This window comes from Anaerolineales bacterium (genome assembly GCA_015075625.1).
Classification (GTDB): Bacteria; Chloroflexota; Anaerolineae; order Aggregatilineales; family UBA2796; genus UBA2796.
In genome coordinates this window covers 231583-252197 of record JABTTZ010000001.1, presented here as the reverse complement: position 1 = coordinate 252197, position 20615 = coordinate 231583, and the positions used below count along the sequence as shown (strand labels likewise).

General features: G+C 57.0%; 15 protein-coding genes. 9 read left to right on the top strand and 6 right to left on the bottom strand.

Annotation, left to right across the window (positions count from 1 at the left end; all coding sequences use genetic code 11):
• Positions 1 to 7 precede the first annotated feature (7 nt).
• Positions 8 to 430 (top strand): response regulator, encoded by a 423-nt coding sequence (locus HS103_01105; GenBank protein MBE7511400.1) that lies wholly within the window; start codon positions 8 to 10, stop codon positions 428 to 430.
• Positions 431 to 486: 56 nt separating this feature from the next.
• On the opposite strand, the gene HS103_01100 is transcribed toward HS103_01105, so the two are convergent.
• On the bottom strand, positions 487 to 2640 hold the full coding sequence (locus HS103_01100; protein ID MBE7511399.1) for a pre-peptidase C-terminal domain-containing protein: 2154 nt from the start codon (positions 2638 to 2640) through the stop codon (positions 487 to 489).
• Positions 2641 to 2886: 246 nt separating this feature from the next.
• Here HS103_01100 and HS103_01095 point away from each other — a divergent pair, with 246 nt between their 5' ends.
• The gene (locus tag HS103_01095) at positions 2887 to 4407 is read left to right on the top strand and encodes an LCP family protein (GenBank protein ID MBE7511398.1); all 1521 of its coding nucleotides are present in this window, start codon (positions 2887 to 2889) and stop codon (positions 4405 to 4407) included.
• A 138-nt stretch (positions 4408 to 4545) separates the two neighbouring features.
• Here the strand turns inward: HS103_01095 and HS103_01090 are convergent, their stop codons facing one another.
• Both HS103_01090 and rplI read right to left on the bottom strand, forming a co-directional pair.
• Positions 4546 to 5490, bottom strand: coding sequence for a DUF4115 domain-containing protein (locus HS103_01090; protein ID MBE7511397.1), 945 nt, complete (start codon positions 5488 to 5490; stop codon positions 4546 to 4548).
• Positions 5491 to 5540: 50 nt separating this feature from the next.
• Positions 5541 to 6080, bottom strand: a complete 540-nt coding sequence (gene rplI / locus HS103_01085) for a 50S ribosomal protein L9 (protein ID MBE7511396.1) — start codon at positions 6078 to 6080, stop codon at positions 5541 to 5543.
• 153 nt (positions 6081 to 6233) lie between these two features.
• Between rplI and HS103_01080 the strand changes: the two genes are divergently transcribed.
• Entirely contained in the window at positions 6234 to 7013 is a 780-nt protein-coding gene (locus HS103_01080) for a hypothetical protein (GenBank protein ID MBE7511395.1), read from the top strand.
• A 263-nt stretch (positions 7014 to 7276) separates the two neighbouring features.
• A complete protein-coding gene (locus HS103_01075; protein MBE7511394.1) occupies positions 7277 to 10210 on the top strand; it encodes a molybdopterin-dependent oxidoreductase in 2934 nt (977 codons plus the stop codon).
• Here the strand turns inward: HS103_01075 and HS103_01070 are convergent, their stop codons facing one another.
• Positions 10211 to 10897, bottom strand: a complete 687-nt coding sequence (locus HS103_01070) for a DUF2344 domain-containing protein (GenBank protein ID MBE7511393.1) — start codon at positions 10895 to 10897, stop codon at positions 10211 to 10213.
• A 396-nt stretch (positions 10898 to 11293) separates the two neighbouring features.
• Between HS103_01070 and hisS the strand changes: the two genes are divergently transcribed.
• From hisS to HS103_01055, 3 genes are all read left to right on the top strand, one after another.
• Entirely contained in the window at positions 11294 to 12655 is a 1362-nt protein-coding gene (gene hisS / locus HS103_01065; GenBank protein MBE7511392.1) for a histidine--tRNA ligase, read from the top strand.
• 44 nt (positions 12656 to 12699) lie between these two features.
• The gene (locus HS103_01060; protein ID MBE7511391.1) at positions 12700 to 13962 is read left to right on the top strand and encodes a hypothetical protein; all 1263 of its coding nucleotides are present in this window, start codon (positions 12700 to 12702) and stop codon (positions 13960 to 13962) included.
• 86 nt (positions 13963 to 14048) lie between these two features.
• A complete protein-coding gene (locus HS103_01055) occupies positions 14049 to 15431 on the top strand; it encodes an FAD-binding oxidoreductase (protein ID MBE7511390.1) in 1383 nt (460 codons plus the stop codon).
• Between the two features lie 479 nt (positions 15432 to 15910).
• On the opposite strand, the gene HS103_01050 is transcribed toward HS103_01055, so the two are convergent.
• Positions 15911 to 16969, bottom strand: coding sequence for an Mrp/NBP35 family ATP-binding protein (locus tag HS103_01050; protein MBE7511389.1), 1059 nt, complete (start codon positions 16967 to 16969; stop codon positions 15911 to 15913).
• Between the two features lie 146 nt (positions 16970 to 17115).
• Positions 17116 to 17532 carry a hypothetical protein gene (locus HS103_01045; protein ID MBE7511388.1) on the bottom strand — a complete coding sequence of 139 codons (417 nt, stop codon included), beginning with the start codon at positions 17530 to 17532 and terminating at the stop codon, positions 17116 to 17118.
• A 165-nt stretch (positions 17533 to 17697) separates the two neighbouring features.
• Here HS103_01045 and ruvA point away from each other — a divergent pair, with 165 nt between their 5' ends.
• Entirely contained in the window at positions 17698 to 18279 is a 582-nt protein-coding gene (gene ruvA, locus HS103_01040; GenBank protein ID MBE7511387.1) for a Holliday junction branch migration protein RuvA, read from the top strand.
• 105 nt (positions 18280 to 18384) lie between these two features.
• Positions 18385 to 20538, top strand: coding sequence for an FHA domain-containing protein (locus tag HS103_01035; GenBank protein MBE7511386.1), 2154 nt, complete (start codon positions 18385 to 18387; stop codon positions 20536 to 20538).
• Positions 20539 to 20615 lie beyond the last annotated feature (77 nt).

The following is a 20615-nucleotide window of genomic DNA, read 5'->3' as shown; positions in this document are numbered from 1 at the left end:
GCACCCTATGGCGAAAACACCATCCAAACCCGTCCCTCGTATCCTTGTTGTCGAAGATGATTCGACGTTCCGCGAGACGGTGCGCGAACTCCTCCGCGACCTCGGCTACAAAGCACGCGGCGCACGCAGCCTGACAAAAGCCGTCAAGCGACTCACTCGCCACCATTTTGATCTGATCCTCAGCGATGTAGAGATCGGAGATGGCACAGGGTTTGATGTGATCCAAATTGCCCGCCAAGCCCACCCCGATGCCCCTGTGATCCTCATGAGTGGCAACGCCGATCCAGCCCTCACTGGAGAGGCAGTGTCTTCTGGAGCGGCACAGTTCTTGCCGAAACCGTTCACAATGAAGGAACTCATCACAGTGGTTGAGGCGATGCTAAACGCCGCAGAAACGGATGATCCTTCTAGCGAGGAAAGCGCCCCTTAGTCGAGGATATGGAAGGGGGGGCGCATGGTATGCGCCCCCAAGACAAAGATGACTTGCTACCGTCCCAATGGTGATAGAGAGATTTCATAGCTCCCGCTTGTGCCGCCAAAGACAGCCCCAAAGCGCGATGCCACAACGATATACCCACCATCGGCGGGGATCACCGCATCAATGCGCGAGTTAGCGTCTTGTCCGGGCTGCACATCGTCGTTTTGCGCCAATTGCAGTCCGGTGCTGTCCAACAAGTAGAGGAACGGATCAAGCGTCCCGCTGATGCTGCGCATGGCGATCCGCACCCGATCGCCCGCCCGCGCTTGGAAGGTGTAGACGACATAGGGCGAGGTCACATCGATCACGCCGGTAGACGTTCCACCATAGACTAACGCTAGTGCGTCGGGAATGCGCCCGCTGATGTCCCCAATGTCCGTCCCCAGTTGGCGGGCAAAGATGCCGCCTTTCGTCGCCGTTGCCGTCCCCGCCGAATCCACCGAGAAGGTGTTCACGGTGATGTTGCGGTTCAGATCGGGACGGTTCGTCTCGCGGATCACTTCCTGCCCGCGCACCGAAACGACCAACGTGTAGGTGGGCGGCGTCGGCTCGTTGCAGAGGTTGTTCATCCACACCTGCACTTCATACGTCCCAATCAGGGGCGGGTCAATCGGGAAATAGGCGTAGGTGGTCGGCGCTGCCGTCAAATTTTGGCAGTTCAGGTTATCCGTTCGCTCCAAGACACCGCCCCCGGAGATGTTGCGCACATCAGAGAATAGGGAGCGATTCAAGGGATCGCGGATCAAGAGGCGCACATCGGCGCGGTTGTTCCACGTCAGGCTGACGGTAATGCTGCCGCTTGGGAAGCCGGGCAGCCCAACACTCCCACCGCCCACTGGGGTTGGCTGAAGGATGATCCCGCCCGGAGTGGGCGAGACAGCGGGGGTTGCCCCTGCCACCGTGCCGCCTGTCGTCGTGATCGCCAGTTGATAGTTGCCTTCCGTCCCCCCGATGATCTTTCCAAAGCGGGTGGCGACAATGACATACAGCCCCGTCGATGGAAGCGCCTTGTTCACAATGGCGGCGTTGCGCGTCACGTTGGAGGCGTCATCGTTGGAGGCGACAACATTCCCCTGCCCATCCAAAAGGATCAACTGGGCATCCAAACTGCCGCCCTGAATGGCATCCATCTGAATGGTGACAATCTGTCCGGCAGTGCCGTTGAACGACCAGACATCAACGGGATTGCTGTTCCCAATCCGCCCGCTCACATTCGTGCGCGTCCCCAACGCAGCGGGGTTCGCCAAGCGGCTGGCAAAGGGCGTCAGGTTCAGCAGCAGCGGGTTTGCGCCACCTTCGCGGAGGGCAAATTGTTCCGCCGAGCTAATGACAAAACTAAAGACGTATTGTTCGTTTAAGTTCAACGTTCCGGTAACGGCGGGGAGTGCTGTCCCATCGACGTTCACCACCGCGCTGAAGGTGGCGGGCGCCGCCGGTTCGTTGCAGGCGCGGTTGAAGTAGACGAGGACTTCATAGCTCCCCGCCGGAATACTGCCCCCCGCCCAACGGACGCTTTCCGAGGGGTTGCGCGTCGTCTGGGTGCAGCCGTTGTTGGCATTGCCGCTCAGCGTGCCGCCGCTGGGGACACTCGTATTGTTGAAATAGACCGATCCGCCAAGCGGATCGCGCACTTCAATATCGAGATCGTCGGTGGTTTGCCAGCTAAGGGTGATCGACAGCCCCCGCGCCAAAGAAACCGTTGTCGGCGTCACCGGATCGACAGCAGCGCTGCTGAGGGTGAGCAAAAATTCGCCCGCCGCCGTCCCCTCTACGCCGCTTGCCCGTAAGACGGTGATGAAATAGGGACGTATATCGTTGAGGACGATGTTGGAAAGGCTCACCGTGCCGGGCGTCGCCGTATCAGGCGCGGACTGTCCGACGGTGTTTCCGTCCGAGTCGGTCAGGATCAATGCCAGACCCAAGCCCGCCGCATCTGTCGTCACCGTGACCGTCACGGGGAGACCGATCTGCCCATCAAAGGCGAAGATGCGGGCAAAATTTTGGGCGTTCAGCGTATCCCGCACCTGATCGCCAATGGCAATCTTGCGCGTATTACCGCCTTGTCCTTGACTAGGTGAGACACTGAGGAGCGCCCCCACAACGAGGACACTAGCAAGCAGTGTATAAAGTGTGCGTTTCATGAACGTGTCGCGTTGGCTCACGTTTCTGTTCCTCCTGATGGGTTGCACGGGGAAAATTCGAGTCGGAGAGCTATCCGGGGGTCGTCCGCGCAACGAGAACGTCTGTAGTTTAGCCGCGCACGAACGATCAGGCAAATGAGGGGATGTTAATCTTGAGCGGGGAGGGAGGCGTCCGTCATAGGGCAATCGTTGATCGCCCCGCTGCGCCATCTGGTATACTTGGCGCGTTTTGCTGCCCACCGTGTCAATGATAGAGTACACCATTCGATGATCATCCGACGCCGTTCCGCGCTCAGGCTGAGCCTGTGCTTAACCCTGTGCCTCGCTTTCAGCGCTCTGTTTATAGCGCACCTAACGCCAAACGCGCTTTCCACCGCCGCCGCCCAAGCGGGGGGGACGAACACCCTGCCGCCACCGCCGCCCACAAACACAAAACGCCCTAGCCCAACGCCGCTGCCCCCAACGGCAACGCTGACCCCCACCCCAACGGCAACCTTCACCCCCTCACAAACGTTCACCCCCTCTCGGACGCCAACACCCTCCAAGACGCCCGAACCAACGTTGGTGATCATGGGGACGTATGAAACCCCCGCCCTAACGCCCGTCACGGCGATTCCCTACCCGATAGCGACGCCTGTCGGCAGCGGTGACGATGTGCTGAACATCCTCCTTTTGGGGAGTGACACAATCACCGATGGGGCGGTGGCGCGGACGGATGTAATCATCGTCGTCTCGGTCAACCGCACAACGGGGACGGTTTCGATGCTCCATTTCCCCCGTGATCTCTTTGTCTATGCCCCCAACGACACGATGCGCAAAATCAATACGATTGTCAACGAGGGCAACCGGCGCTTTGGGGCGGGCGAAGGAATCAAGATGATGAAAGAGACGATGCGCTATAACTTTGGGCTGCGTATCGATTTTTACGCCCGCGTGGACTTTGTGAAGTTTCAAGCGCTCATCTTCAAACTCGGCGGGCTGAACATCTCCGTCGATTGTGCTGTACAGGGCAACCGCCTGAAATCGCCCGAACTCGATTACACCCTCCCCGAAAGCTACGAGGTCTATACGCTCAATATCGGGATGCACACGCTTGATCCCTACATGGCGCTGTGGTATGTTCGGGCGCGGGGCAGCAGCAGCGATATTGACCGAGGGCGGCGGCAGATGGAGGTGTTGCGGGCGATCTGGCGGCAGGCGCGGACAACGGGCTTGGTAGAACAGGCAACCGTCCTCTTGCCCGAACTGCTGAACATCCTTGATACGGATATGACCGCTGGCGACATCCTCGGACTTGTCCCTTTGGCGCTCTCCATCGATCCGGCAAACGTGCAGCGCCTCTCCCTCGTCCAGAATGTCCATATGACAGAATGGTATACCACAGGCGAAGGCTCCTTCGCGTGGATTCCCAACCAAGAGGCGATCCACACGATCATCCAAAACTTGATTCTCCCGCCGCGCAACCGCATGAGCGGCGAAAGCCCCGTTGTGGAGATTGCCGCCGGGTTAGCTTACAAGGGCTACGATCAAGTGGCGGCGGATCGTCTCTCGTGGGAGGGGTTTCGGGTACGGATGTTGGGATCGGAAGGCTTTGCCAACCGCAGCGACACAGTGATTTTTGACTACACCGGCGGGGCGAAGCCGCAAAGTTTGGAGGCGCTCCGTAAGGCGCTGCGTGTCTCAAAGGAACTCGTCATCGATCAGCCCGATCCGAACGCAACCGCCGATTTTCGGGTGGAGATGGGGCGCAGTTACGGCACATCGTGTTTCTACGGGCTGCCGAATTAGGTAGGATGGCAGAGTGATTTCTAGAAGAACCCCAATCCCCCCCGCCATTTAGGGTTGAGGGGGTTAGGGGGTGGGGCTGTCTGTGGGTGTCTGTGTCTACCCCGCTTTTTCAATGTGGTGATACTTAGGATCGTTTCCCTACCCCCGCGCTGCGGGGTCAAAGGTGGGTGTCCCTGCTGGCGTGGCGGGCGCGACTGAAGTGGGGAGGGCTGGCGGCGCTTCGCCAAGCGGGGCGTTGGGGGTGAAGGTTTCCTCTACAATCTGCCCGCGCACGCCCAAAATACCAAGGTCTTGCCCATTGACGACGGCGCGTAAGCCAATGGCATTTGCCGCCCGAATGGTCACGGTTCGCCCTTTGTATTGCAGCACGGTATTCGGGGCGGGCATCCCCTGATAAACAACCACCCCATCGACTGTCACCCGCAGCCACGTTCGGGCGAGGATCGTCAACTGAAGCGAGACATCCTCAAAGGTTGCCCCTTTGATCGGCGGGGCGTCGGGGGCGGGGGTGGGGGTAGGCGGTTGAGGCGTCAGGGTGATGGGGTCAGGGGTGAGCGTCGGGGTGGGCGGGAGCGTTGGCACTTGCCCCAAAATGCCCGCATCGGGGCGGTTGGCGTTATTTAGGGCAAGGACGGCGGCAACGACAATACCCCCAAACAAGGCGGCGGCAATCAGCCCGATTCCCACCAGCACAAGAAGGCTGCGGCGTGGTTTCTCTGTGCTGCCGTAAGCGGCATAGCTGCCCGTGACGCGGATCGCGCCGGTTGCCCCCGTGCGCTGTGGGGGGAGGGCGGGGGTGTAGCCCGTATCGACGCGCACAGCGCGGCGGCGGCGGGATTGCCCCATGACCGCTTCATCCCAACGCTGGACGAACAGATCGCCATCATAGCCGAGGAACTTTGCGTAGCTGCGGAGGAAGCCCCGCGTTTGGACGGACGCTGGCAGCAGGTCAAGCTGACCGTTCTCCAACGCCTCCAAAAATTTGGCACGAATATGAATCTTCTGCTCAACCTGACGGAGTGAGAGGGTACGCCCTTCCCGTGCAATTTTGAGTTCCGTGCCGATGCTGAGAATATCGGACATGGTGGGCGAGACTCTCCCTCCGCGTTCAGGTCATTCGCATGATCGGGGTGTTATTGGGCAGCCGCTTCGCCGTCCTCGGCGGGCGCTTCCGCACTTTCGGTGGCGGCGGCGGCTTCTGCCTTACGGCGAGCGATGAAGTCATTCAGTTCTTCTTCGCGCACCACCGTCACATGAACCACTGGCGAGACATCGCCCATCCGCACGGGGACATCGAACCGCCCCAGTTCGCGGATGTTGCGGTCACTGATGCGGCGACGGTTAATATCGACCCCGCTCAGTTCTTGAATCTTTTCCTTGATCATCTGGCTGGTGATTGAGCCGTAGAGCTTGTTGTTTGTGCCGGCACGCATTCCAAAAACGATCTCTAAACCGTTCATCTTTGCCGAGGCTTCGTTGATCTGTTGGCTGATTACAGCGCGGTTTTCAAGGGCTTTGGCACGAAGTTCCGCCATTTTCTCGATGTTCGCTTTCGTCGCCGGAAGGGCAAGCTTGCGCGGGATCAGCCAGTTGCGGGCAAAGCCATCGGCAACGTTGACGATCTCGCCAGCGACGCCGTGCTTATAGACATATTGGGTCAAAATGACTTTCATGAGTCGGGCATCCTTCTAAAGTCGGGCTTGAGCGCCGCAAGGCGACGCGCTGTGTTCGGTGCGTCGGGGAATCGTAACTGAAAATGTGCCAGTCTTCAAGGTGAAATGTGGAAAATGCGGTAGAGATCATCATCTGGGATATACTTTCCCGCTATGAACCACCTGATCAAACGCCTAACCTTATTCACAAGCCTTGCCCTCTGCGTAGCGGTATTCGTCCTGACCCCGCACAGCGCACTAACCGCTCAAGCGCCAACACCGACCTCGCCCCTTTTGGCAATTCCCACCACACCCGCCCCCACCGCCGCCCCCACCGTTGTGCCGGTGGAAGCGGGCGGCGCTCCGCAACTGACGCTGACGCTCCCTGAGGGGTGGCAAGCCGCCTATGGGCGCGTCCCCATTCGCACTGCCCTTGATGAGGTGCGGATGAATGTTGCCATTTATCGTGGCGTGCTGGCAAACGGGACGGGGACGATTGTCGTCCTGTGGGGCTTCCCGCAGATTGCCGCCCCCCCCCGCACGGGCGACCCCACCAGCGCCGCCCCAGAGACGCTCCGTAACGAGATGCTTTGGTCAGATGGCTTACGGCTTTTGCAAGGGACGCTTGTTGATATTACCTGCAACGTTGGCACGTCCGGGCAGCGGACGTTCAAGGTGGGCGGGGTGGAGGGGGTGGGGACGTTCTTCAACGTCAGCCAGTGTCAGGGTGAGCCAGAGACGGCAGGCTGGTTCGTCGGCGTCAGCCAGTATGGGCGAAGCTACCTCTTTTATGCCTACATTGAGCCGATCACAGCGTACAATGACGCCCGTGCCGCGCTCCAAGCCATTTTGGATAGCGTTAAATTTTTACCGACAGCGGCTACCAAGACGCCGGGGACGCTCCTCCCTACGACAACGCCTCTCGTGACGCCAACGGCGACGCCAGCAGGGTGACTGCCGGCTGATCGAGGGTAAATGCGGGGGGGGATAGTTCAAGATTTGGCGTTGGAGAGACAGAATACACGGCACACTGCTCTCTACGGCTAAATAGTGAGGATGGAGTATTTTTCTGGGATTAGGGTGCGTTTTATCTGTCTGTTTATCGTACAACACAATGAGGCCTGCCCGCAGCTATACCTTAGATCGTGCCTTGATATACTGTGACAAGCTGATAAACTGCTCATGCTGGGCGTGGAAGTGTAGAAGTAGGGGGATGTATGGCTGAAATTCACCTTACCCTGAATAACGAAGCGGTCACTTGGCGAGTCCAACCCAACGAGACGCTGCTCAGCGCCCTTCGCCGCCAGCCGCTCTACAGTGTCAAACACGGCTGCGAGACAGGCGAGTGTGGGGCGTGCGTCGTCCTCATTGAGGGCAAGCCAACGCCCACCTGCATCACCCTTGCCGCCGCTGCCGCCGGAAAACGGATCACGACTCTTGAATCGTTCGGGGTGAAGGGTAGCGAGATGACACCCCTCCACGAGGCGTTTGTCGAGACGGGGGCGATCCAATGTGGGTACTGCACCCCTGCCCAAATCCTTTGCGCCCATGCTCTTTTGCAAGAAAACCGAACGCCCAATGAGGGCGAGGTGCGCGAGGCGATTGCCGGTGTGCTGTGCCGCTGTACGGGGTATGTCAAGCCCGTTCAGGCAATCCTGCGGGCTGCTGCTACCATGCGCGGTGAGAGCGTCCCACCTGTAAATGACGAAGTGGATGTGGATCGCGTGTTCAGTGCACCGCCTGGGTTGTTCACTCCCCGCGCCGGCGATATCCCCTCTGGTGAGGGGTTCGAGGGGGGAGGCGACCTGCAAACCCGCATCAAACCGATTGTTGTCGCTCCGGCAGAGGGAAAACCAACGAGCATTGTCGGGAAACCGGAACCGAAGGTCGATGGGGTGAAATTGGCGATGGGGCGCCCTGTCTTTACCGACGATGTAGAGATGCGCGGGATGCTCTATGGGGCGCTGCTGACCAGCCCGCACGCGCACGCCCGCATCACTCATATTGAGACAAGCAAGGCGAAAGCGATTCCCGGCGTTCATGCCGTCCTCACCTACAAAGACGTGCGGCGAGTCATTTATGCCAGCGGCGGACAGAGCTACCCCAACCCGCCTCCCTATGATCAGGTCAGTTTGGATCACAAGGTGCGGCATGTTGGGGATCGGGTGGCAGTGGTCGCCGCCGAGTCGCCGGAATTATGCCAGCAGGCACTTGACGCCATTGAGGTGGAATGGGAAGTTCTGCCAGCGGTCTTTGACCCCGAAGAGTCCTTCCGGGTAGGAGCGCCGCTGATCCATGACGAGCCGGACGCGATTGGGATCAAAGACGCCGCACGGAATCTCGTATGTCAGGTTCATGCCGTTGTCGGTGATGAGCCAAGCGCATGGGCTGCCGCCGATTACATTCTGGAAGGGGAATACCGCGTTCATCAGGTGCAGCAGAGTTCGATTGAGCCGCATATTTGCATCACCTATTGGGACGAGGACGAACGCTTGGTGATCCGCACGAGTACGCAAGTTCCCTTTCATGTGCGGCGGATGGTTGCCCCGCTGATTGGCTTGCCCGTCGCCCGTATTCGGGTGATCAAGCCGCGTATTGGGGGGGGGTTTGGCGGCAAGCAAGAGATGCTGATCGAAGACCTATGCGCCCATCTGACGCTGGCAACGGGGCGTCCGGTGCGCTTTGAATACAGCCGCGCCCAAGAATTCACCAGCGCTCGCAGCCGCCACCCGCAAATCCTCCGCTACAAATCGGGGGTGACGAAAGATGGGCTGCTGACCGGTCAGGAACTTTACATCTTGGGGAATACGGGGGCGTATGGGACGCACGGGCTGACTGTACAGACTGTCTCCGGGCTGCGGGGGCTTTCCACCTACAAAGCGCCCTACCTAAAATTTGAATGTGATGTCGTCTACACGAACATCCCCACGCCTGGGGCATATCGCGGCTATGGTGCGCCGCAGTCCCTCTTTGCCCTCGAAATTCACATGGAGCAGATTGCCGAACGGTTGGGGATGGATGTCCTTGAATTCAAAGCGAAGAATTGGGTGCGGGTGGGCGATCCGCTGCTTTTGGCGCAGGCGCTTGGCGAGGGACGCGAAGGGTTTGCCCAGACCGTCCTCACCTCGGCATTAGCGGAATGTGTCAATTTGGGAGCAAAGGCGATTGACTGGCACGCCAAACGCCGCAACCCGGGTGAGGGGGCGATCAAGCGCGGGGTGGGGATGGCAGTCTGTATGCATGGGACGGCGATTGCCGGACTGGATATGGGCGCGGCGAGCATCAAGATGAACGATGATGGATCGTTCAATGTCCTTGTGGGAGCAACCGATCTCGGCACGGGGTCGGACACGGTGATCGCCCAGATCGTCGCTGAGACATTGGGCGTCCCACTCAGCAAGGTGATTATGTATTCGAGTGATACGGACATGACGCCTTTTGATACGGGGGCATATGCCAGCAGCACGACCTACATCAGCGGTGGGGCGGCAATGCGGGCGGCGGAACAGGTTCGGGGGCAAATTCAAAAGGTAGCGGCAAAGATGCTCAACGCCGCCGATCCAGAGTCACTGTGGTTGGCGGATGAGCGCGTCTATGCGCCGGGTGGCTCAAGCGTGACGCTGGAACAGGTTGCCTTGCGCTCGCTTCATCAGGATGAGCAGCACCAGATCATGGGGACGGCAAGCCATATGTCGTATGCCTCGCCGCCGCCCTTTGCCGCCCAGTTTGTCGAGGTCGAGGTGGACACCCGAACGGGGCAAGTGACGGTGACGCAGCTTGTCTTTGCCGTTGATTGTGGGATCGCCATCAACCCGATCACCGCTGCCGGGCAGGTGGAAGGGGGCATGACACAGGCGCTTGGCTACGGGCATTGCGAAGAAATGATCTACGACGGAAAGGGCGTCCCGCTGGCGACACGCTTTGGGGATTATCACGTATACCAGGCAGACGAAATGCCCGATACCCGCGTGATCTTTGTGGAAACCTACGAGCCGACGGGTCCGTATGGGGCGAAGGCGGTGGCGGAAATCCCCAAAGATGGCGTTGCTCCGGCATTGGCAAGCGCGATTCGTGACGCAGTGGGGGTGTGGATTCATGATATTCCGTTCACCCCAGAAAAGGTGTGGCGGGCGATCAACGGGACGCGCTGATCATTCTTGCTCTAACGCCGGAGAGGGGCTGAGGGTGGTAAGGCTGGTGTCCAGTTCCAATGCCGTGCGGTGCAGCGCTGCCGACAACGGATCAAACCCCAACGCTTCCAACACCTCATCAGGACGCCCGACGCCGGCGTGTTCCTGCGCCGCCAAGATCATCGTCAGGTGGCGATCATCGACGGCGTGAAGGGCAACAATCAAGGGGCGCAGATCATAAGTCTTTTCCTTCCGAGTGCGGAGGATGGTGGGTTGCGCCATGAGCGTGCTAACTCGCAAAGTAAGATCGGGCTGCGGTGCTTCGAGGGTTGCCGTGTAATGCGCCCGTCGCACCAGTGTAGGGAGCGCTGGCGTTCGCTCTGGGACGCTTTCGGTGCGGCGAATGACCAACCCAACAGGGCTAACGGTAGCCAATTTCTGGGCAATGGCGGTGATTTCCTCTGGGGTGAGGCTACCCCCCTCTAACCAGACATCGATCAGTTCTGCTTCACTGGTGCAGCCCAATGACAGTGGGGAGGCAAACTGCATCTTGGGACGGGCATTAAACCCTTGTGAATAGGCAAGGTGGATTTGCGCCCGCCGTAGGACGCGCTCCCAAATTTTCGCTAAATCTAAATGCCCAATATACTTGAGCGCACCTTCCTTATGGAAGGTAATCCGTAAACGGAGACGGGTTACTTCGGTCACACGACACGTCCTGTTCATGCAGCGTTTCGAGCGCTACGATAACGACCCTAAACGAGAGTGGGTAGGCGCTTACATTCATGACTTGAGGAGTTACGCACGTGCCCTCATCCCCCTGCGACCCGCCTTCGGCGTGTACCTGCTCTTCCAGTGGGAGAAGGGGGAATCCATTTTTGAGGGGGCTTCCCTCTCAAACTTCCCCTTTCGATGAATACAAGGTAAACACGTTCACCTGCGTAAGTCCTACTTGTATGAGGTTAACTAGTTTCCATCGAAGTCCTTTATAAACCTTTGTTAAGTTCGCGTGTCCAATTTAGAAAATCTCTGCTAGAATGTATTACATAACCTCTACCATGATAGAGAGATGTCTGATATTCAGCAAAGAGCAGGTCTAGATAAGTGCAACGGATCACCGCTCGCCTTCCTTCAGGAATGCGTGATTTTTTACCCTTACAAATGATACGGCGACAGTATGTTATCTCAACAATTGCCGCTGTTTTTGAATCGTTTGGCTATGAACCTTTTCAGACCCCCGTCATGGAACTCAAAGAGGTTCTTCAGGGGAAGTACGGGGCAGACGCCGAACGATTGATTTACTACGCCGGGCACCCCGGTGGCGAGGAAGAACTTGCCCTTCGTTACGATCTAACCGTACCACTTGCCCGTGCCTTTGCCCAACACGAGAACGATTTACGCCTTCCCTTCCGGCGTTACCAAATCGCCCCCGTCTGGCGTGGCGAAACGCCTCAACGGGGAAGGTATCGGGAGTTCCTCCAATGTGATGCTGACATTGTTGGCATAGGGACGATGGATGCCGATGCGGAAATTATCGGTATTGTTGATATGGCGATGTCTCGCTTGGGATTTCCCGATTATGCAATCAAAATAAATAATCGGAAACTTCTCACAGGGATAGGTCACTACGCTGGCTTAGAGGGCGACGCCCTCGCCAATTTGTATCGATCTATCGATAAAGCCGACAAAATTGGGCTGGAGGGCGTTCAGGCAGATCTCTTAAAACAAGGCATTTCGGCAGAGGTTGCCGCGAAAATCATCGCCATCTTGAAGGAAGCCCGTCCGGGTGAACTGCTTGGGATTGGTATTGGCTTGCGGAAAATCGCTGCGCTCCGCGAACAACTGGCGGGGTATCCAAGCGCCGAGGAAGGGTTGGCAGACCTTACAACGCTGTTTGAACTGTTGCAAACAACAGGCGCTGCCGATGCCGTTGTGGAGTTTGATCCGTCTATGGTACGGGGCTTAAGCTATTACACCTCGACCATTTGTGAAACTGTTCTCATGTCGGGCGATAGCGAAGAACGTGTAGGAAGTGTGAGTGGTGGAGGTCGGTACGATGATTTGATTGGTTTGTTTCGCAAGGAATCGCTCCCCACAGTGGGAATCAGCCTCGGCATTGAACGCCTCATTTACCTCATGGATAAACGCAATTTGTATCCAGCGCACCTGAACAGCACCATTGTGCAGGTCATGGTGGCTGTGTTTCCCGACACCCGTAGAGAGTCAGCGGCACTTGCCATGGAACTGCGCCGTGCTGGATTGCGTGTCGAACTCTACCTTGGCGGCAAGGCAAAACTAGGCGACCAGTTCACCTATGCGGCGAAAAAAGGGATTCCCCTTGTGGCGCTCATGGGCAGCAGCGAGCTAAACGGAGGGATGGTCAAACTAAAAAACCTCGCCACCAAAGAAGAAATGACCGTCTCCCGCACAGAATGCCCGGACGAAATTCGTCGTCATATCGTCTAACCAAAGCACACAAATACCCTTTTAATCCCTAAAGGAAGCTACTCATGTATACCATTCCTCCCAATGACACCTATTTACGATCAATTCTCGATAACCTAGATGACTATAAGGCTGCCTTCATCGCCCCCCGTATACGGAATAAGAATCTTATTCTCGCGGCGATTATGAACTCCGATGTGGCAACCTACTACGTTGCCCTTGATAGTGAACACAGCACGCTCTCTAGTTTTGTAAAAGGTTTTAGTGAGGCGTGCCAGACCTATTCACCACGCTTTGGCACACAAGCCATCCAAGCCGCAGAATCAGCCCGAACCGCCCCACAAACAATTGCCGAAAGCTTGATAGCCGATCTAGGGAAGGCTAAACCGAAACCGCGCCGGATTATCCTTGATAATCTGGACTTTCTGCCCTTTGATGAGGATGTCACGGCGTTTTTCCATTATTTTGTGCCAAACCTTCCCCAAGGAACACAATTGATTGTGAATGGGCGGCATATCGCTTATGCCACATGGATGCCGCTGGTTGCCTCCAACCATGTCCTTGTGATAGGTGATGAGTTGGCGGGAAGAATCTTCGCCCCAAAGACGCTCAATCAACCTCATTTGGAAGTTTATTCGCTGGCTGGTGGGTCTGTCTTTGTAAATGGATTACCCATGAATACATGGGATGGACCGCTGCCAAGAAACCTTTTTCATTACTTCATAGATAATCCTCTTGTTACAAGGGGGAGTGTTTTTGAAACATTCTGGCCCACACTGCCAGTGAAAGAAGCTACCAATGTATTCCATGTTACAAAACGAAAAATAAGTGAGCGCCTCGGCTATGAATTAACGGCGTACAGTAGTGGGTTTTATCGACCATCCGATCAAATGGTGGTTCATTATGATGTGGCAACCTTTGAGAAAACAGTCGAAACGAACAAACTGAACGCCTCCTCTGACCCCGAAGCCTGGTATCCCGCGATTCGTCTGTACCGTTCACACTACCTCAATAGATATGACATGCCTTGGATGATCAAACGCCGTGAGGTGCTGCGTGGCTTGTATGCCGATGCGCTCATTGGCTTAGGGCGTGCCTATGCGGAACACGGGGATAAAGATCAGGCAATCAGTGTTTACTTGCGAGCGTTGCAGGAAGTGCCAGAGCGGGAAGATATTCACCGCGATCTGATGAAATTCTATAATGAACGTGGCGAGCGTGAGCAAGCTCTTACCCAATTCAGAGTCCTGAGTACCATACTGGATAAGAACCTCAAACTAGCCCCCTCTAAAGCAACTCAAAAGGTATACGAATCGATTAAGGGATAAACGGAATTCTCCCATTCCTCTCTCTTTTTAGTTTGGTGAAAAGAGTGAGGATGGGGTTTCTCCACCGCTCGAGGGAAAACCAATCCATGCCAACCTTTTCTCGCCTGACGACTGAACACATCAGTGTGCTAACGGCATTTGTTGGGGCAGAATATGCCAGTACACGGCAGGCGGATCGTACCCTTCATGCCCGCGATCAGTCCTTTCACCCTCGGCACACCCCAGAGATCGTTCTTTCGCCAGCCACAACAGAGGAAGTCAGCCAGATTGCCGCCTATGCAAACGCCCAGCGCTTAGCGGTTACGGCGTGGGGGGCGGGAACAAGCCTTGAGGGGAATTCGATCCCCGTCTGTGGCGGCATTTTGATCAACTTTGGGCGGATGAATCAGATAATCACCATCCGCCCGGACGATTTTCAGGTGGATGTGCAGCCGGGGATCACCCGCCTTGAGTTAAACAAAAGTCTTGCCCAACATGGCTTATTTTTTACCCCTGAGCCGGGCGCCAACGCCACCATTGGGGGGATGATCGCCAACAATGCCAGCGGGATTAAGACCATTAAATATGGGGCGACAAAGGATAACGTTCTGCGCTTGGAGGTGGTCAAGGCGGATGGGGAGGTGATTCATGTGGGCAGCCGCGCCCGGAAGGATTCCAGCGGCTACGACTTGCTCCACCTTTTTGTTGGCTCGGAAGGGACACTGGGGTTGATTACGGCGGCAACGCTGAAGCTCTTTCCTATTCCGGCAGATTACAGCGCGGTCATGGCGTCTTTCAGCAATGTTGGCGCGGCGATCCAAACGGTGGTGGAAATTGTCGGGGCGGGCTTAGAACCCTCTGCCCTCGAATTTTTGGATTCAGAGACGGTGGCGGCGCTGAACCAAGACAAAGGCTTAAATTATGCCATTGCCCCAATGGTAATCATGGAGTTCATTGGTGGCGATGACACCGAAGGGTTGATTACCGCACTGGAGATTTGCAAAGCGAACGGCGCACAGCAGTTCACCAGTGCGCAAGGGACAACAGAACGCAACAAACTGTGGGAGATTCGCCACCATACCTATGAGTCACTGCTGCGTCTGCACCCCAACCTTGCTCAGAAGATATTGGATGTCTGCGTGCCGATTTCGCGCTACCCTGAATTGGTGGCGTATGCGGAGAAAACCATTCAAGAGTATGGATTGATTGGGTACAAATTTGGTCATGCCGGAGATGGCAACCTCCACATCAATATTGTTCATCATGCAGAGAACGCCGATGATTATGCCCGCGTAGAGGAAGCGAACGCCCTCATTGTGCGGCGGGCGCTGGCGCTGGAGGGGACGGCGACGGGCGAGCATGGCGTTGGGATTGGCAAACGCCAATTCATGGTCGAACAACACGGTGGGGCATTGGCGGTGATGAAACAGATCAAAGATGTGCTTGATCCGAACGGGATTTTAAATCCGGGCAAAATCTTCCCAGAGTGAGCAACTTGAGAGGGGGAAGGGAAAATAAGGTAGGAGTTATGCAGCTGCCCTCACCCCCTAGCTCCTTCTCCCACTGCGTGGGGTGAGGGACGACACTAGCTCATAAACGATGGCAATAGTCCTCTCATCCCCCTGCCCCCTTCTCTCCCACGATGTGGGAGAGAAGGGGGATTGTTTTGTGGGGGTGTTCCCTACACCCCCAGAGTGGATCGTGTGAGAGGGTTATCTTCACAGTCTCGATTCCCCCTTTGCCCGCATGAGGGCGGAGCAGGTACACACCGAAGGCGGGTCATAGGGGATAAGCGAAAAAGCTGCTGTCGCCCACTCAAATCCCCTCGTGGGAAGAGGGGGGAATCATCTTTTTGAGGGGCTTCCCCTCAAACTCCCCCTTTCAATGAATACAGGGGAAACACATTCAACTGCGTAAGTCCTATAAGGGTTGTGAGGGGCAGCGCCCCTCACACGCCCTGTAGCGGCAATTAGCCGATGATATTCAAGGGAATCACATCGGCATGGAGCATCTGCTGGACGCTGATCCGCGCAGCGGTGGCGCGGGCAATATCGCGGAACGCTTGCGCACTTGCCGAATCAGGGTGAGAGACGACCACCGGACGCCCTAAATCACCCCCTTTCCGCACCTCTACATCGAGAGGAACACGCCCCAAGAAGGGGAGGTTTTTCCGTTTTGCCAGCGCCTCGCCGCCGCCTGATCCAAAGAGATCGCCCGCCATATTCTCTATAATGCCGAGGATGGGTACGTTTAGCTGCTCGTACATGCTGATGCTGCGGACGGCATCGCCCGTCGCCACATCCTGCGGTTGGGAGACGATTACCGCGCCCGTCAGGGGGACAGCCTGCGCCAAGCTGAGCGGGGCATCGCCCGTGCCGGGGGGCAAATCGACAATCATATAATCAATATCATCGCCCCATAGAACGTCGTTAAAGAATTGGCGAATGGCGCTGTTAAGCATCGGTCCGCGCCATACCATCGCTTTTTCCGGCTCAATCATGAAGCCCATGCTGATCGCCTTGATGCCATAGACATCGAAGGGGAGGATTTTTCCATCCTGCACCATCGGACGCCCAGAGGTCAGCCCCAACATAATGGGGACGTTGGGCGTCAGAATATCGGCATCCATCAAGCCGACCCGCGCCCCTTCCTTTGCCAACGAAACGGCAAGGTTGACACTGACGGTTGTTTTGCCGACGCCCCCTTTGCCACTGCCAACAGCAATCACATTGCGCATGGGGATCAAACCGTGAACGCGCTTATCTTTCGGCACTTCGGCGTCCCATTTCACCTCTAAGCCGCTGATGCCGGGGACTTTTTTAAGAGCAACTTCGGAGGCTTTATACATGACATCCTTCAACGGACAGGCAGGCGTTGTCAGCATGATCGTAAAATGGGCAATGCCATCTCTGATCTCTAGGTTGCGCACCATATTTAGGCTGACAATATCTTTGTGCAGTTCTGGCTCGATAACGGTGCTAAGGGCTTTCATTGCCCGTTCGCGCAATGTGTGGTTGGTGTCGCTCATGAGGAATCCTTTTACTTTTTAATGCGGGGTGACCGAATTTTGAAAATAGGCATAAGAGAAATTGTAACGAATCGTTGCGGGGAATGGCACATCGAAAGCGGGGATTGTAGGGACACTCTTAAGAGCGCCCTACAATAACGAGTGTTTTACCCTGCTTTGCTGCCGTTGACAGGGACATTTAGCCAACTGTAGAGCGTATCCCGCGCTGGTTTCGTTAGGCGGAGATTCAGGCTGATATGCCCTGTGGCGTCAGCGACAATCGTCAGACGGAGGAGAAGATCATCCTCTGCGGTGAGACCAAGAGCAAGGTGTGCCTGCCCCGTGCCAACTTGCCGGGTGGTGTGCAGTCCTTCAACCACACTCAATTTTGAGAGCGCCCGAACGAATTCTTCGTAGCGAGGGCGCAAAGCGACTTCCATCGGACCATAGCTGGCGGAGATTGTGATATAAATCCCCTCACGGCGAAGCGCAAGGCGGGGTTGATCATCATCCGCTGCCTTCGTAAAGAATTCCACGTTATCCGTGCTGTTGTGCGAGGTGTCCAGAGTTTGGAAATTACGCATAGTGGGCAAACTCCAGTGACGAGCAGTAGCCAATTTGGTGAATTATAGCACAAGCAAGTTGTTCTACGAACAGAAAGGTCAAATTGCTTCCTCTTTGGGCTGCACTTTGGTCAGAATCCCAAAAGAAAGGGGTAGGCGGGGTAGAATGTTGCCAGAGGTGCGTACATGATTGACCGCGTGATTGGGCAGGTAGCAAAACTGGGCGATGGGGTGATCGTCGTCATGGTAGGGGGAGTGGGGCTGAGTATCCGCGTCCCCAAGACCGTCCTTGAAACCGTTCACGGGACGGGGGAGGTGGTGACGCTGTTTACCCATCTGATTGTACGAGAGGATGATCTCTCGCTCTATGGTTTTATTGCTGAGGAAGAACGGGCGCTGTTTGAGGTGCTTCTCTCTGTCAGTGGGGTCGGCGCACGGACGGCGATAGCGATCCTCGGCACACTCTCGATGGAGCAACTGCGAAGCGCCGTGACCCGTGAGGAAGCGGGGATTCTGACCCGCGTGCCGGGGATTGGAAAGAAGACGGCGGAGAAGATCGTTTTTGAACTGAAGGGGAAGCTCCGCCCTGCCAGCTACACCGAACAGCTTGCGGCGATCAGCGACACAGACGCCGATGTGATCGCCGCGCTCACCTCGCTTGGCTACAGCATCGTTGAAGCACAGACGGCGCTGCAAGCCATTCCGCGTGACGCCCCTAAGGATGTGGAAACGCGGATCATGTTGGCATTGGGATATTTTTCGTCATGAGCAAACACCCAGCGGAGTGGTGGGCGCGGATAGCAATCTCACCCGAATTGCCCGAATCTCACCCCCGTGCTACACTTCCTACCGCGAAGGGGAGGAACATAACGCATGGCGGCATACGGTAGGCTCGATATTTTCTGGCCTGATGGTCCCTCGGAGAATTACCAGCTTGAGAAAGCCTCCATTGCGGTGGGGCGCTCATCCGGCAACGATATTATGCTGGATGCGACCTCGATCTCTCGCTATCACATCAGCCTGACCTATGAGAACAATCAGGTTTATCTGCGCGATCTCGAATCGGTGAATGGGACTTATGTGGACGGCGTTCGGCTGAAAGCGAATGAACCATTTCATCTGCGTGGCGGTGAGGAAATCCAGATTGGCGACATTCGCGCCATTTTTCAGCCGCTGACGCCTCAAGCCGATAGCACCACTCAGCCGATTCAGCCAAAGACGGAACAGAGCGAAATCGCCGGACAAAATTATGTCATTACCCTTGATGGTCCGGGGATGCCCGTGACGCCCGGGGCGCGGGTGCAGGCATCGCTGACGATCAAAAATAACGGCTTCGAGGTGGATCGCTATATCGTGGAGGTGGTGGGCATCTCCCGCGAGTGGTACAGCCTTGACCGGACGGAACTCGAAATTCCGCCCTCGAATCAGACGATTGTAACGATGAACATCAAGCCGGCACGCCGCCCAGACAGCACCCCAGGCGAGTATCCGGTGACCATCTCGGTGCGCTCGAAGGCAGCCGGAGACGCGCCACCCCTTCAGGCGACGATGGTTTTGAAGATGCTTGCCTACAGCGGCTTTGGCATGGCGTTGAACCCCTTCCGGGTGGAGAAAAACAAACCCTTCACCCTCTACCTGCACAATCAAGGCAGCGCTGCGCTGACGATTTCCTTGCGTGCTGAATCTCCCAATGGGGGGGTTGCGCTGAACTTTGGCGGAACATCGACCATAACGCTCCCTCCCGGTGAGCGTCGCCAACTTACGGTGACCGCCCAAGCGGTACGGGGGAAGCGCCTTGAGGCAGAGACTCCCTTTGCCGTTGTTGCCCAAGCGGGAGATGTCTCTAAATTTATTGCCAGTGTTCCCGGTGTGTTTGTCAAAGGGCGGACGGCAACTGCGCCATTAATCCTCGGCGGGCTGCTGATCACGGCATTGGCGGTGATTATCCTTGCCCTGCTCACCCGCCCCCGCGCCGCTCAGATCACGAGTGTCGCTGCCCAACCCGCCACCCTGATTCGTTTTGTGCGCGGGGAGGTTCGCCTTTCGTGGGAGGTGAGCAGCGCCAAGAGCGTCCGTGTTGAGGGGGTGAATGCCTTCACTGGGACGGCTGAGACGGGTGTTTACAAGGCAAAAGACAGCGCCACCTTTGGGGGAACGGCGCTGACGCCCTTAGAAGTCAGCATTGTTGCCCTCGGTGATGATGATGTTGAGGTGCGCCAAGCGTACACCGTTCCGCTCAGCGATCCCATCTGCCGAACAACGGCAGAAGTAGACACCTACCGCGGGCCCGACACGATTTACCCCACCATTCAAAAGGTGGGTGTGGGGGCGGCGCTCTCCCCGGATCGACGCGACCCGACGGGCGGTTGGCTGCGGGTAAACTCGGCAAACAACGGCGAACAGTGGATTCGCGTCGATGGGGTGCAGTGCGAAGGGTTTGCCCCGATGGATGTTATTCTAGCCGGCGAGGGCGAAGTGCCACCGACGCCCACACCCACACCAACAATCACCCCTCCCCCCACACCCACCTATACGCCGACGTTTACCCCAACGTTTACGCCCACCTTCACGGCAACCTTCACCCCCACGCACACTCCTACCTTCACGGCGACCCCGACGGTAACCTTCACCGCAACGGCGATGCACACGGCGTCCTTCACCCCAACGGCGACGCCGACCTTCACGCCGACGAATACGCCGACACACACCTTCACCCCGACGGCGACACACACAGCAACGGTGACGCCTTCGCCAACGATCACGCCGAGCCGGACATTCACCCCCTCACGCACGCCAACGCCAACGCGCACCTTCAGCCCAACGCCCACCTCCAGCCTGACACCCAGCCGGACGGTGACGCCTAGCCCAAGCCCAACGCGGACGCCCTCACCGACAATTACACCTAGCGTGACACCGACAATCACCGTGACGTTTACCCCGTCGCGGACGCTGACGCCCTCGAAAACAAGTACGTCGGTGGGGAGCATCACTACCCCGCCGCCCCCAACGCGGACGCCCCGCCCCTAGCCCTGTAGGGGCGCGTACCTTATGCCCCGTGTGGATGCGAACAGCGGGCGTTCTGGATTATCTCTATGGTATAGAAG